This is a genomic window from Salmonella sp. 32031103-2018-00083-FB-01-SM-01 (assembly GCF_017571995.1).
Taxonomy (GTDB): domain Bacteria; phylum Pseudomonadota; class Gammaproteobacteria; order Enterobacterales; family Enterobacteriaceae; genus Salmonella; species Salmonella enterica.
Genome location: NZ_JAGEQL010000003.1, coordinates 278,827 through 293,097, shown reverse-complemented (window position 1 = coordinate 293,097; position 14,271 = coordinate 278,827). Strand labels below are relative to the sequence as shown.

General features: G+C 54.2%; 13 protein-coding genes. 6 read left to right on the top strand and 7 right to left on the bottom strand.

Translation table 11 applies throughout. The features are described 5' to 3' along the window. The first annotated feature begins 162 nt into the window (after positions 1-162). The 5 genes from ahpF (at position 163) to J4614_RS11110 (ending at position 6,214) form a co-directional block, all read left to right on the top strand. Complete coding sequence (gene ahpF / locus J4614_RS11130; RefSeq protein WP_000887645.1) at positions 163-1,728, top strand: alkyl hydroperoxide reductase subunit F; 1,566 nt, start codon at positions 163-165, stop codon at positions 1,726-1,728. A 332-nt stretch (positions 1,729-2,060) separates the two neighbouring features. Next, positions 2,061-2,621 carry a molecular chaperone gene (locus tag J4614_RS11125; protein WP_023215211.1) on the top strand — a complete coding sequence of 187 codons (561 nt, stop codon included), beginning with the start codon at positions 2,061-2,063 and terminating at the stop codon, positions 2,619-2,621. Continuing rightward, positions 2,614-4,893 carry a molybdopterin-dependent oxidoreductase gene (locus J4614_RS11120; RefSeq protein WP_086776511.1) on the top strand — a complete coding sequence of 760 codons (2,280 nt, stop codon included), beginning with the start codon at positions 2,614-2,616 and terminating at the stop codon, positions 4,891-4,893. Before J4614_RS11125 ends, J4614_RS11120 begins: the two co-directional genes overlap by 8 nt. Then, positions 4,890-5,447 carry a 4Fe-4S dicluster domain-containing protein gene (locus tag J4614_RS11115; RefSeq protein WP_001250387.1) on the top strand — a complete coding sequence of 186 codons (558 nt, stop codon included), beginning with the start codon at positions 4,890-4,892 and terminating at the stop codon, positions 5,445-5,447. Before J4614_RS11120 ends, J4614_RS11115 begins: the two co-directional genes overlap by 4 nt. After that, a complete protein-coding gene (locus J4614_RS11110) occupies positions 5,447-6,214 on the top strand; it encodes a dimethyl sulfoxide reductase anchor subunit family protein (protein ID WP_000417108.1) in 768 nt (255 codons plus the stop codon). The genes J4614_RS11115 and J4614_RS11110 overlap by 1 nt, the downstream gene beginning before the upstream one ends. Positions 6,215-6,281: 67 nt before the next feature. On the opposite strand, the gene uspG is transcribed toward J4614_RS11110, so the two are convergent. Beyond that, entirely contained in the window at positions 6,282-6,710 is a 429-nt protein-coding gene (gene uspG, locus J4614_RS11105; RefSeq protein ID WP_000278499.1) for a universal stress protein UspG, read from the bottom strand. A 221-nt stretch (positions 6,711-6,931) separates the two neighbouring features. On the opposite strand from uspG, the gene J4614_RS11100 reads away from it, so the two are divergent. Further along, positions 6,932-8,170, top strand: coding sequence for a zinc-dependent alcohol dehydrogenase (locus J4614_RS11100; protein WP_000646115.1), 1,239 nt, complete (start codon positions 6,932-6,934; stop codon positions 8,168-8,170). Positions 8,171-8,254: 84 nt separating this feature from the next. On the opposite strand, the gene rnk is transcribed toward J4614_RS11100, so the two are convergent. From rnk to citF, 6 genes are all read right to left on the bottom strand, one after another. Further along, positions 8,255-8,665 carry a nucleoside diphosphate kinase regulator gene (gene rnk / locus J4614_RS11095; protein ID WP_000089748.1) on the bottom strand — a complete coding sequence of 137 codons (411 nt, stop codon included), beginning with the start codon at positions 8,663-8,665 and terminating at the stop codon, positions 8,255-8,257. A 234-nt stretch (positions 8,666-8,899) separates the two neighbouring features. Beyond that, on the bottom strand, positions 8,900-9,706 hold the full coding sequence (gene rna, locus J4614_RS11090) for a ribonuclease I (RefSeq protein ID WP_001092571.1): 807 nt from the start codon (positions 9,704-9,706) through the stop codon (positions 8,900-8,902). A 109-nt stretch (positions 9,707-9,815) separates the two neighbouring features. Then, positions 9,816-11,279: a citrate/succinate antiporter CitT gene (gene citT / locus J4614_RS11085; protein WP_000059039.1), complete on the bottom strand. Its 1,464-nt coding sequence runs from the start codon at positions 11,277-11,279 to the stop codon at positions 9,816-9,818. Positions 11,280-11,316: 37 nt separating this feature from the next. Beyond that, positions 11,317-12,213, bottom strand: coding sequence for a triphosphoribosyl-dephospho-CoA synthase CitG (gene citG, locus J4614_RS11080; RefSeq protein WP_000982652.1), 897 nt, complete (start codon positions 12,211-12,213; stop codon positions 11,317-11,319). Further along, positions 12,185-12,736 (bottom strand): citrate lyase holo-[acyl-carrier protein] synthase, encoded by a 552-nt coding sequence (gene citX, locus J4614_RS11075; protein WP_001238275.1) that lies wholly within the window; start codon positions 12,734-12,736, stop codon positions 12,185-12,187. Before citX ends, citG begins: the two co-directional genes overlap by 29 nt. A gap of 3 nt (positions 12,737-12,739) precedes the next feature. Continuing rightward, on the bottom strand, positions 12,740-14,269 hold the full coding sequence (gene citF / locus J4614_RS11070; protein ID WP_000192323.1) for a citrate lyase subunit alpha: 1,530 nt from the start codon (positions 14,267-14,269) through the stop codon (positions 12,740-12,742). Positions 14,270-14,271 lie beyond the last annotated feature (2 nt).

The following is a 14,271-nucleotide window of genomic DNA, read 5'->3' as shown; positions in this document are numbered from 1 at the left end:
ATTCTCAGGCTAGCCGCCTTACTCTGACGTGAAATACTTTGGAAATTGTTTCAGTCATGGGCGCACCCGCGCCCATTTCATTTCAGCACCATGACGCAAGTTGTATTAATGCAGTCCCGCGAAGTCGGCTTGCATGATGATGTTTTCAGAGAGGGAAGAAGAATGCTCGACACAAATATGAAAACCCAGCTCAGGGCTTACCTTGAGAAACTGACCAAACCTGTTGAGCTGATTGCCACGCTGGATGACAGCGCTAAATCGGCGGAAATCAAGGAACTGCTGGCTGAAATCGCCGAGCTGTCCGACAAAGTCACGTTTAAAGAAGACAATACTCTGCCGGTGCGCAAGCCGTCTTTCCTGATTACGAATCCAGGTTCTCAGCAGGGGCCGCGCTTTGCCGGTTCTCCGCTGGGCCACGAATTTACCTCGCTGGTTTTGGCGCTGCTGTGGACCGGCGGTCATCCGTCAAAAGAAGCGCAGTCGCTGCTGGAGCAGATTCGCGATATTGACGGCGATTTTGAATTCGAAACTTATTATTCACTCTCCTGCCATAACTGCCCGGATGTAGTGCAGGCGCTGAACCTGATGGCGGTGCTGAACCCGCGTATTAAACATACGGCAATTGATGGCGGCACCTTCCAGAACGAAATTACCGAACGTAACGTGATGGGCGTTCCGGCGGTGTTTGTCAACGGTAAAGAGTTCGGCCAGGGACGTATGACTCTGACCGAGATTGTCGCTAAAGTAGATACTGGCGCAGAAAAACGTGCGGCGGAAGCGCTGAACAAACGCGATGCGTATGACGTGCTGATTGTCGGCTCCGGCCCGGCGGGCGCGGCGGCGGCGGTCTACTCGGCGCGCAAAGGTATCCGTACCGGTCTGATGGGCGAGCGCTTCGGCGGTCAGGTGCTGGATACCGTGGATATCGAAAACTATATCTCGGTGCCGAAAACCGAAGGCCAGAAACTGGCGGGCGCGCTGAAAGCGCATGTCAGCGATTACGACGTTGACGTTATCGACAGCCAGAGCGCAAGTAAACTGGTTCCGGCCGCGACAGAAGGTGGCCTGCATCAGATTGAAACGGCGTCCGGCGCAGTCTTGAAAGCGCGCAGTATCATCATCGCCACCGGCGCGAAATGGCGCAATATGAATGTGCCGGGCGAGGATCAGTATCGCACCAAAGGCGTCACCTATTGTCCGCACTGCGACGGTCCGCTATTTAAAGGGAAGCGTGTGGCGGTCATCGGCGGCGGCAACTCCGGCGTTGAGGCGGCTATCGATCTGGCAGGTATTGTAGAACACGTTACGTTGCTGGAGTTCGCGCCGGAGATGAAGGCGGATCAGGTGCTACAGGACAAAGTGCGTAGCCTGAAAAATGTCGATATCATTTTGAATGCGCAAACGACAGAAGTGAAGGGCGACGGTTCGAAAGTGGTGGGGCTGGAGTATCGTGACCGTGTCAGCGGCGATATTCATAGCGTCGCGCTGGCAGGGATTTTTGTGCAGATTGGTCTGTTGCCGAATACCCACTGGCTGGAAGGCGTGCTTGAGCGTAACCGCATGGGCGAGATCATTATTGACGCCAAATGTGAAACCAGTGTTAAGGGCGTCTTCGCCGCAGGCGATTGTACCACCGTTCCTTACAAACAGATTATCATCGCCACAGGCGAAGGGGCGAAAGCCTCGTTGAGCGCCTTTGATTATCTGATTCGCACCAAAATCGCATAAAAAGAAGTAAGCACACCTGCAAGGTCAGTTAACTGGCCATCGTAAATGGCCCGATAGTGTAAGCTATTCGGGCCTGCGCTGTTTATGCCTGGGGCACGCCGCCAGCTAAAACACATTCTTCATTATCAATACTCTGAAACCGTCTGTTAATAACAGACGGTTTTTTATTTCAACGGTCTTCTGTTTTTAAACTTTGAAACAATAAAAACCTCTTCTACGGATTTAACGGGAATTTTTCTGTTTTTTTATCAAAGAAAGATTAAGCGCTTCCGTTAACATGCCCATTCTTTTTTCTTGATTTATATTGCATTTGTATGTGAGGTTATTTATTCATGGATTCAATCTATGAATCACTGACGGAATTAGAAAAAACAGGGCTTACATTGCGTGATTTTTTTAATTCTCATGATAGTCGTTCACTGAAATCTGCCTACGTGAGATTAAATCCCACTGCTGCGGTAAACCTTACCGATCGGGCGTGGCTGGAGGCGGAGTATGACTTTAATGCGCTATTCGTTGGTCCTGGCAAGCTGCTGGCTGCGCCTTTCGCTTCAGTGTATCTGGAAGACGATGCGCTGGTGATGGGAAAGGCGACGCTGGAGATACGGGAGTTTATGGCAGCGTTGGGATTATCGGTTAATCAGGAGAGCAATATTCCTGACGATCATATTTCCTGCGTGCTGGAATTGACCACACTATTACTGGCTAACACTCGGCAAACGTCACCATACCGATCTACTCTCACTCAATATATCAATAATTATTTAACAAAGTGGGTGCCATTATATATCGAAAAAATAAAAACTCATGCACAAACGGCCACGTTATATACGGTGGCGGACATCTTATTTTATTGGCTTGATGAATTAAAACGAGAGTATCAATATGAGTAATGAGACGGGACATCTGAACAGACGTTCTTTTTTAAAGGGGATAGTGGCACTGGGCGCCGTTGCGGCTTTACCCGGAGGATTACTGACCTCCCGATGCGCGCTTGCGCAGCCGCCTGTTCCCTTTAACCCTAAAACGTACAAAATTTATCGTAACGCGTGTCCGCGTAACTGCTATGACACCTGTAGCCTCAAGACATGGGTAAAGGACGGGGTCATTACTTTCGTGGAAGGCGCGCCGGAATCAACATTTACTCACGGTACCCCTTGCGTCAAAGGGTTAAGCTATCCGCGCCGGGTTTATAGCCCCGATCGTATTAAATATCCCATGGCGCAGGACGTTCGCGGTAGCGGCAACTGGCGTCGCATCTCATGGGAAGAGGCGATGCAGCGCATTGCCGCCAAGATGCTGGAGATTAAGAAAAAAGACGGTTCTATGCTCGGTCTGGCGCTGACCAAATATTCCGGTAAGTTTGGCGTGCTGAACTATGCCGTTGAAGGGATGATGTCCTCGCTTGGCTATACCACCCGTTTTGCCGGTACGCCGTGCTGGCCTGCCGGTATCGACGCGCAAAACTACGACATGGGCGACATGTGGTGTAACGACCCGGAAGATATGGTGAAAGCGAAATACATCATTATCTGGGGCGCCAACCCAGCCTGGTGCTCAATGCACAGCATGAAGTACATCTATCAGGCGCGCGAGAAAGGGGCGAAGGTCGTCGTTATCGATCCGCTGCTGTCGCAGACTGCCGCCAAAGCCGATCTCTACCTGCGCGTGCGGCCTGGCTCAGACGGCGCGCTGGCGCTGGGAATGGCGCGTCATCTGGTGGATAAAGGCCTGGTGGATCAGAATTTTGTCAACAACGATGCTCACGGCTATCCGGAATTTGAAGCCTATCTGCGTAACCATGTGACCGTGGAGTGGGCAGCAGAAATCTGCGGCCTGTCTGCGGATGTCATTCGCCAGCTGGCAGAAGAGTTTACGGCGGTTAAGCCGGCCACGGTCTGGATTGGTTACGGGATGCAGCGTCATGTCAACGGCGGCGCCAACGTTCGCGCTATCGATGCCTTTGTCGCTATGTCCGGCAACATCGGTGTCGAAGGCGGCGGCGCGCGTTATGGCCATCTGCATACCTGGGGCTTTAACTATAACGCCATGCTGCAGAAGCCGCCGGAGGGCGCTATTGGCATACCGGGAGCGGCGGGCACCACCAGTGAATTCGGGGCTGCCGCTGGCAGCGACGCCGTGCAGTACTCCGATCGCTCCCTGAATATTAACCAGACGGCGCAGGGGATTCTGGAGGCCAACGATCCGCCGGTTCGTATGCTGTGGGTCGCCTGTAAAAACCCGTTTGCCCAGGATTTCGATCGCAGCAAGATGAAGAAAGCGTTTGAAAAACTGGAAATGGTGGTCTGCGCCGATCAGTTCTTCAACGAAACGGTGCAACACGCTGATATCGTGCTGCCCGTTACCACCGCGTTTGAAGAGTGGAACGTGGATGCTTCTTACTGGCACTACTGGCTTTCCATTAATCAGCCGGCGATTAAGCCGATGTATGAAGCAAAATGCGATCTCGAAATCGCTACCATGCTGTCGCGCACCATTAATAAGATGGCGCCGGGTTCCTGTACCTTCCCGCAAGAGTTCGATCACAAGCGCTGGCTGGATCAGGAGTTCAACGACGGTATGGCGAAAATGTTCGGCATCTCTTCCTGGGACGATCTGCTGGACGGGCCGAAAAAAGCGATCCTGCCAAGCTCTGCCGCCTGGTATGACCGCAAGTTCAAAACGCCGTCAGGCAAGTATGAATTTAAATCTGAACTGGCGGAGAAAAACGGCCACACCGCGCTGCCGGAATACAAACCGGAAGCCGAGAGCAAACTGCCGTTCCATCTGTTTACGCCGCACGTGCAGTTTGGCCTGCACTCGCAGTTTATCAACCTGGACTGGATGCAGGTGTTCTACCCGGAACCGTTCGTTTATATCCATCCTTCTTCCGCACAGAAAAAAGGCATCAGCGAGAACGATCTGGTCAAAGTTTTCAATGGCACCGGTGAAGTTGAGCTGCGGGCAAAAGTCACCACCAACGTGCCGGAAGATTTTCTGGTGATGTATGAAGCCTGGTTCCCGAAACGGCAGTACAACGTGCAAAACGTCGTGGCTGATACGCCTGCTGATATGGGGCTGATGAAAACTGGCGCGCCGGGCGCCGCTATCCACAGTCAGTTTGCTGACGTTGTATTGATCGGTAAAGGGGAGTCCGTAGCATGAGACGTGCGTTTTTAGTGAATAGCGATAAGTGCATCGGCTGCCGCGGCTGTGCTATGGCGTGTAAAAGCTTTAACCAACTGGAGCCGGATCGCTTCTGGCGCTACGTTTATCCGTTGGATAAAGACATCTATCCACATGAAGAGCGGGCGTTTTACTCGCTGGCCTGTAACCACTGCGAACATCCGGCCTGCGTCGCCGCCTGTCCGGTCGAAGCCTATACCAAACGTGAAGATGGCGTGGTGGTGCATAACCCTGAGCGCTGCATCGGCTGTAAAAACTGTATTCGTAACTGTCCTTATGGCGCGCCGCGTTTTAATGAAGAGACGCGTAAAGCGGAAAAATGCAGTATGTGCTACGAGCGTCTTGATATCGGTATGAATCCGGCGTGCGTGAACGCCTGTCCGGTGGGCGCCTTGTCGATTATCGATTTGGATGTCGATCCTGTGCCCGATAATGCGGTGCAGTATCCGCCAGGGTTCCCGCATATGCCACAGCTCAATCCAGGAACGCGCTTTATTCTGGCGCGCCAGCCTAAGCAGCCGGAGGACAAGTAATGGAAAAATATGAACTGCCGCTGGTGTTTTTTACGGTATTAAGCCAGATGTCTGTCGGTATGGCTTTGGTACTGACATGGCGTACGCTGCGTGGTGAAGTGGAAGGCCAGCGTTTCTATTGGTTGGTCACTGGGCTGGTGCTGGCACTGGCGTCTATTGCCGCGATTCTGCATCTGGCGCATCCCGATCGCGCTTATAATGCGCTGATTAACCTGCGACATGCCTGGTTAAGTCGGGAAATTCTTGGTGCTACGTTGTTTGGCGCAGCGGTCGGCGTAACGTTCCTGGCAAAGGGACATAAAGCGATGACTCTTATCGCCTCCGTGTTCGGCGTGTTACTGGTGGCGGTGCAGGGGATGACCTACGCCGCGCCAGCGATGGTGGCTATCGCTAATGGATTTACCATGCTGTTATTTTTTATTACGGTATGGGTCATGGGTTGCGCGGCGATTCCGCTGTTAAAACTCAGGCCTGCCGTTCCTGCGTTACGCCAGGGAATTGTGGTGTGTATCGCGGTACTTATCGCGGCGCCGCTGGTGTGGTTAAGCGGGGGAACGGTCATGCAGATGACGGCGCATTCATGGCTGGCTTCACCGTTTTATCTGGCAAGCCTGGTTTGCCTTGCGCTCGCTTTTGTCGCCAGCCGTCACGGTGATTCGCGCCCGAAACTCCTGTTCGTCTTGTTATTCGTTGGTGTATTTCTGAGTCGGCTGGTCTTTTTTGGCGACACGGTGAGTACTATTGTGAATATCGGGCATTTGTACTAACGATGATGCAATAAAAAGCCCTGCCAGGCGCGACCTGGCAGGGCGTGTCAGTTTTTAGCCACCAGAGTTAACGCACAACCAATACCGGCAGCGTCGCATGGCGCACCACGCTTGAGGCGTTAGACCCCAACAGGTGTGTCGTGATGGACGGATTACGCGAACCGATTACCACGACATCCGCATCCAGTTCTTCGCCCATCTCATTGACGACATCGCGCACGCTACCAAAGCGAACATGTGTTTTAATTCGTGAAGGATCGATACTGAAGTGTCCCACCATCGTTTGCAGACGCGTTTCCGCCTCATGCTGTAAATGTTCTTCAAAGCGACGCACGTCGGCGGCAAAACGGTGCAGACTCATGCTCGCGGACCCAGGCAGTACATGCAACAGATGAATGACGCCATCCTGTTGCGCCAGAAACTCAGCGTGGCGAATAGCTTTATCGCTAAGTTCCATTTCAAAAACATCAACCGGCATAATGATTGTCTTATACATACCCGTTACTCCCTGTTAATCAATACTGAATTTATTCAAGCATATAATAATGTTTCTTTCTGCTATTTGTCTGGCAATTTTAAATATTGCGACAACCTGGCGCTAAAAAATCGTATATTTTCCAGGAAAAATCCTAAAGCCGCCTGTTTTGCCGGCAGTCTCTCCGGGATAGCTACCCTTTTATAGTCGAACGCAACATTCACCGTTACCCCGGAGGCTGCATGAAAGCATTGACGTATCACGGTCCACATCACGTAAAGGTTGAAAACGTACCCGATCCCGGCATTGAGCAGCCTGACGATATCATTTTGCGTGTTACCGCCACCGCGATTTGCGGATCTGATTTGCATCTCTATCGCGGCAAGATCCCACAGGTAAAACATGGCGATATTTTCGGCCATGAGTTTATGGGCGAGGTGGTGGAAACCGGACATGATGTAAAGAATATTCGGAAAGGGGATCGGGTCGTTATCCCGTTTGTCATTGCCTGTGGTGACTGCTTTTTCTGTCGGCTACAGCAATATTCAGCGTGTGAAAACACTAACGACGGACACGGCGCGGCGATGAATAAAAAACAGATCCCGCCACCGGCGGCGCTGTTTGGGTATAGCCATCTGTATGGCGGCGTTCCCGGCGGACAGGCCGAATATGTTCGCGTGCCAAAAGGTAATGTTGGTCCATTTAAGGTGCCGCCGCTGTTATCTGACGATAAAGCGCTGTTTCTTTCTGATATTTTGCCTACCGCCTGGCAGGCGGCAAAAAATGCCCAGATTCAGCAAGGTTCCAGCGTGGCGGTTTTTGGCGCAGGGCCGGTAGGATTACTGACTATCGCCTGTGCGCGCCTGCTGGGCGCGGAGCAGATCTTCGTCGTTGATCACCACGCCTGGCGCTTGCGTTTCGCCGAAGAACGCTATGGCGCGATACCGATCAACTTCGATGATGAGAACGATCCGGCGGAAAAAATCATCGAGCAGACGGCAGGACACCGCGGCGTGGACGCGGTAATTGATGCCGTAGGCTTTGAAGCGAAAGGCAGTTTGACGGAGACGGTGCTGACGAACCTTAAACTGGAAGGCAGTAGCGGCAAAGCGCTGCGACAATGTATCGCGGCGGTCAGACGCGGCGGCGTGGTCAGCGTACCCGGCGTGTATGCCGGTTTTATTCACGGCTTTTTATTCGGCGACGCCTTTGATAAGGGGCTAACTTTTAAAATGGGTCAAACCCATGTTCACGCGTGGCTGGGGGAGTTATTACCGCTTATTGAAAAAGGGTTGCTGAAGCCGGAGGAGATTGTCACGCACTATATGCCGTTTGAAGAGGCGGCGCGCGGCTACGAAATTTTCGAAAAACGTGAAGAAGAGTGCCGAAAGGTTATCCTGGTGCCGGGAGCGACGTCGGCACAAGCGGCGCAGAAACAGGCGACGGGAGTAATCAACCCGATGCCAGGCGGCGTTGTCTGAAACAGGCAGAAATGAAAGGGCTAACGGAAAGAGGATGCGTAGGCATCCTCTGTGTAAACGCATTAACGCTTATGCAGATGGGGTTTAACGCAGGAAGTCGCCCGCGGCTTCAGGCTGATATTCGAGTTCCAGCACTTCGAGATGGGTGGAGGCGCCGCCCGGCAGTTCCCAGTGAATGGTGTCGCCGACGCGCAGTCCCAGCAACGCCGCGCCGACGGGCGCCATTACCGAAAGCTGGGTACTGCTGTCCGTCATATTGGCGGGGTACACCAGCGTCCGCACGCGTGTTTCACCATCGCTCAAATTGCGGAATTTAACGCGGCTGTTCATGGTGACGACATCGTTCGGCATCTCTTGTGGCGAACACATTTGCGCGCGATCCAGTTCGGCGTTGAGCGCGTCGGCAATCGGCAGATCCGCATACGCAGGCTGTTCCAGAAGACGATCAATACGTTCGGCGTCAAGGTCGTTAATGATAATAGTGGGTCTGGACATTTCTTACTCCATGTCATCGATACTGCGAGTAGTGCAGGTAAATGGTCCCAAAAGAAAACCCTCACCGTCTGGCGGCGAGGGTTTAACTCTCATGATGATACTGAGACTTCCCCCGTCTTTGAAGTGATTTAGTTCACATTCGGGTAAATCCTCAAACGTCATAGCCTTGAGTGAATTTTAGTCTACATTCGGGCGTGTTCTCAAATGTGGCTACGGTTTTAAACCTCTGCTTCGTCAATAACCGGCTTTATCGATAATAAACTGTTTCCCGCAGTTGCCGGGATGCGGCTGCGGCTGAAATGAGGCAGAGGAGAGCGGGGCGTTAATCATCGACGCCTTTAGTGAAAACTGAATCTCTGTTAAATAGGCGGGGTTGCCATGGCAGTTTACTTTAACGGCTTTGACATTATCCTGGCCCCACATTTGTGCGACGACGCTATCAAACTCAGCGCGGCTAACGGTTTTGCCGTAATTATCCGCCAGAAACTGCCCCAGCGAGCTGTCTTTTATCGCCTTATCCAGCCGTATCATGGTGCCGAAATAGGCATTGGGATCAAACCCGAAACAGGCGCCATGTTTGGCATATTCGTAGCGCTCCAGACAGGAATTCCCCCCCGCGCCGGGCATCACTTCCTTAAGCGCTGCCGCGATGTCAGGCGAAAGTCCGGGGGCGGGGGCGGAGCATTTCCGGCTGGCCTTGACTTCAGGCAGATTCGGGATTGGCCGCGTCGCACAACCAAAGCGCTGCCAGCGTCGCTGGTCAACACCGCGTGCGGCGATAGATTTGGGTAATCCAGGCCACAGGCCGTGGACGGTCAGAAAGTCTGCTTTGTTGGCTGGCTCTTTTTGCAGACGGCACTCATCGGGCTCCCGATGGCGGCGTTCATGCTGGCTTTGACAAAAACCGGTTTGCCAGGAAAGCGCCAGCACATAGTCAGTGAAATCACCGTACTGTTGCGCCTGAAGTTCGTCGGCGTTGGCGGCAAAAATCGGGGTTAAGAGGGCAGCCAGCAGCGGGCTGTAATGCCATATTGTGTTCATGGTGAATTCGATAATTTATACACATTATGAATGTTACCCATTTAATCATAAAAAATGCCGCTCAGGTGAACCTGAACGGCATCATTTTTAACCTACGTTGGCGTAATGTTTAATTCCACATTGCCAGAATCGGCCAGCCCACCAGCAACAGCATCGCGATATAGATAACGCCAAAGATTGCGCCAAGCCGCCAGTAGTCTTTGGATTTCACGTAACCGCAGCCGTAGATAATCACACCAGGGCCGGTGGCATACGGCGTCAGACAGCCCATGATACCGATAGACAGCACCAGCAGAATACACAGTTGTTCCATCGGAACGCCCGGAATGCCTTTACCCACCGCCAGAATGACCGGCAGCATGGTCGCGGTGTGAGCGGAAAGGCTGGCGAACAGGTAGTGCGCGAAATAGAACACCAGTACCAGTACAATGACGGTTGCATCCGGCGAGAAACCTTCCAGATGTGTACTCATGGTATTGGCGAACCAGTCAATAAAGCCGGAGCGGGTTAAGCCATTGGCCATGACCACCAGCGTAGCGAGGTTCACCAGGGTGTTCCAGGCGCTGTTGTAGCGCGTAATGTCTTTCCACGGCACAACATGCAACGCCAGCATCAGCGAGACGGCCAGCAGACCCACGGCAGTGGCGTTGATGATTTTTCCACCAAAAACCCACAATCCTAAGCTAAGCAGCACCAGGCCAATCAGCGTCCACTCTTTGCGGGACAGACGCCCCATGTTTTTTAACTCGCCGCCAGCCCAGGCTGCGACTTCCGCACTGTGGGTCACTTCGGGTTTATAAAGCACATAGGAGAGCCACGGCGCAACGATCAGTAAAATAATCCCTACCGGCAGAAAGCTGAGAAACCACTGCAGCCAGCTAATCTGGACGCCGGCGATCTTGCTGACGAACTCCAGACCTAACACGTTTGGCGCCGCGCCAGTGACAAACATCGAAGAGCTCAGGCTGGTACTGATCACCATCATCCACATCAAATAACCGCCGATGCGGCGTGCGGAAGGATCGTTTGGAAACGATTTAAACAGCGGCGGCAGGTTCTTGATGACCGGGAAGACAGTCCCGCCGGTACGAGCCGTATTGGAGGGAGTAAATGGCGCCAGCAAAATATCGATAATGACAATCGCATAGCCGAGCGTCAGCGTGCGTTTACCCATGAATTTTACCAAAAACAGCGCAATGCGGCGCCCCAGCCCGGTCACTTCGTAGCCCAGCGCGAAAATAAACGCGCCGAAAACCAGCCAGACCGTGGTGCTGGAGAAACCGGCAAGCCCCCATTTCAGCGCCTGTTTACTGGCGTTAAACGCCGGATCGGCCAGTTCTGAAGCGTCAAATAGCAGGTAATTGCTGCCGATAACGCAAATGGTTACGGCGATAAAACTGATCGCTGTCGCCGGGATCGGCTCCAGGATCATACCGACAATCATCGCGACGAAAACCGCAAAATAGTGCCAGGCCTGCGGCGGCATACCATCTGGAACAGGAATTAGCAACATGACGCCCATCACCACTAATGGGGCCAACAACTTCCATATATTATCTTTGGATAAAGACATAAATGACTCTCCGGAAAGGATATTTTCTATAATTGTGTTAATGATTAACTTGCGAAATTTGCGCTAAAAACCAGGTCACGATCAGCAGATCGGCGCTACCGCCTGGGCTGAGATTGCGTTCAATGCATTGCTGATCGAACCGGTGGAGATAAACGAGATCGTCAGGCGTCCGTATGCCGCCCTGATGTAATAAGAAAGCCGCCTGCTGCTGTAACCAGCGCAGACCGTCCGCCCCGCCGCGCGACGCGACGTTGGTATCGCCGTTAAGCGACATCAGCAGCAGTAAGGTATCAAGCAGCGCCAGTTCGGGATCGCGCCCCTGCGCCAGCAATGCGCGGTAGTGCGGCAACGCGTGGCGGATGACCAGCGGATAGCCTGCTTCCGCTTCGCCGCGCGCGCCGGTTAATCCCAGTTGCTGATACAACCGCTGACCTGCGGTGAGCTGTAGGTTGTTCTGGCGCAGTTCGCGCGTGGTCAGGCCGCGGCAAAAATCGGCGGCGGTAGCGCAGAGTGTTTCTGCGGCGATCGGCTGGCGTAGCTGATACAGGCGGCCAATGGCGGCGCACAGTAACCCCAGCGAGAAAATGCTGCCTTTATGGGTATTGACGCCCGCCGTTGCGCGAAACATCGCTGCTTCACAGGCCATCCCCAATGGACGCAGGCCCGCCAGAACCGACTCTGGCGGCAGGCGCGTGCAGCTGGCGCCATATTCCATAAAGCGCGGCAGCCAGTGTCGAATCGCCTCCGCGCTGCGGTGAAAATCCGCCAGCGCCATATCTTTGTGCGCGCCGCAGTTTAGTCGGTCTACCAGACCGGGTTTTGGCGATAAATTTACCTCGGTCAGCATGGCGCGCCAGGCCAAATCGGCCCAGGCGTCATACAGCGACTGAGGCTGAATGGAGGCGTTAGTCGGGTTGGCGGGAATCGGCATCATGCAGCAGCGCCTCCATATGAGTCAGTAAATCAGTCAGCGCGTGGGTTTTACCCCGCGCGCATTCAGCCGCGCTTTGCCCGCACAGCAGACAGCGGCGAGCGGGAAGCGCGAAATGGCGGCGAGAGAGTATTTCGCCTTCCGCCGTCAGGACATCGATATCCCACAGGCGCCCCAGTGGATAACGCTGTTCCAGCGCGATGGTCGCCTGTTTGAGCGCCTGAGCGGGCGCGTCAATCGCCAGCAGTCCTTCCGGCCCGCTGGCGGAAGCCAGTGCAGCCTGCTCCCGGATGGTCCAGCCATACTCTTCTGCCAGCGTGTGCAGGGCAGTCACGCCGTGATTAAAGATCCGGCGGGTTAACGCGCTGTCTTTCATCGGGCCTGGCGCCACCACGGTAAAGGAGACCAGCGGAGTAGCGTGGCGCGTTAGCCAGGCGCGCTGTCTTGCTTGTCTCTCATCCCGGCTGGCGAGCAGCTCAGGAATAGAAACGTTGTGACAGGCGGCGAGTTCCGGAAGCAGGCGCATGGCTTATTCCTTCACCTGATGCACCACATCGATCACTGAACCGTCGCGATAACGCACGACAGCAATCACGCGGTCAGTGAATTCGATAGGGCGGGGCTGACCGGTAAGCAGTTGCGCGCGTTCGCGCAGCCACTCAATCGATACCACTTTCATTCCCGCAGCTTTCAGGCGTTCAGCCAGCTCCGGACGCGCCGGATTGACGGCGATACCGTGATCGGTGACCAGAATGTCAACGCTGGAGCCTGGTGTGACGCAGGTGGTGACGTTATCAACCAGCGTTGGGATGCGACCGCGCACCAGCGGCGCGACGATGATGGACAGCGCCGCCGCGACGGCGGTATCGCAGTGACCGCCGGACGCGCCGCGTAGAACGCCGTCGGAGCCGGTCAGCACGTTAACATTGAAGTGGGTGTCTACTTCCAGCGCGCTCAATACCACCACGTCCAGACGGTCGACGGAAGCGCCTTTAGAGCCCCAGTTGGCGTACTGGTTAGCGCTGATTTCGATATGGTTCGGGTTGCGGGCCAAAGATTGCGCAGCGTTACGATCGAAGCTCTGCACGTCAAGCAGTTTGCGGATTAAGCCTTTTTCATGCAGGTCGACCATGGTGGCGGTGATTCCGCCCAGCGCGAAATTAGCCACAATGTTGCGGCTACGCATTTTGTCTTCCAGGAAGCGGGTGACCGCCAGCGATGCGCCGCCAGTGCCGGTTTGCAGGGAGAAACCTTCGTTGAAGTAGCCGGAGTGAGCAATGACTTCCGCCGCGCTGCGGGCGATCAGCAGTTCACGCGGATTAGTGGTCATGCGGGTCGCGCCAGCGCCGATTTTGTTTGCATCACCGACTTCTTCGATTTGCACAATCAGATCAACCTGATCCTGAGCGATGCTTGCCGGGTTATGCGGATACGGCAGCAGTTGCTCCGTCAGCATTACGACCTGTTTCGCGCTGTCGGCATCCACCATCGCGTAGCCCAGTGAACCGCAGCAGGCCTTGCCGGTATAACCGTTAGCATTACCGAATTCATCGCAGGAGGGCACGCCAAGAAACGCAACATCAATATTGAGTTCGCCGCTTTGTACCAGATGTACACGACCGCCGTGGGAGTGAATCTGAACCGGCTCAGCCAGCAGGCCGCGAGAAATTTCTTCCGCCAGCGGGCCGCGCAAGCCTGACGTATAGATGCGACTGACCACCCCGTTACGAATGTGTTCAACCAGCGGCGCATGGCAGTCGCTTAGCGAACTGGAGGCCAGGGTCAGGTTTTTGAAGCCCATCTTCGCGATGGTTTCCATCACCAGGTTAATCGTCAGATCGCCGCCGCGAAACGCGTGGTGAAAAGAGAGCGTCATGCCGTCGCGTAAACCGGAACGGCGGATGGCCTCTTCCAGGCTGGCGCACAGTTTGTGGTCGCGCGGTTTTTGCGCTTGTAGATCCAATTTTGCCGCACTTTGGTAAGCGCTCAGTTCGCTTTCAGCGTGACGGCTCCAGGCTGCTACGCGATCCTGGCGTTGAGATTCATTTTTCTGCGTCATTG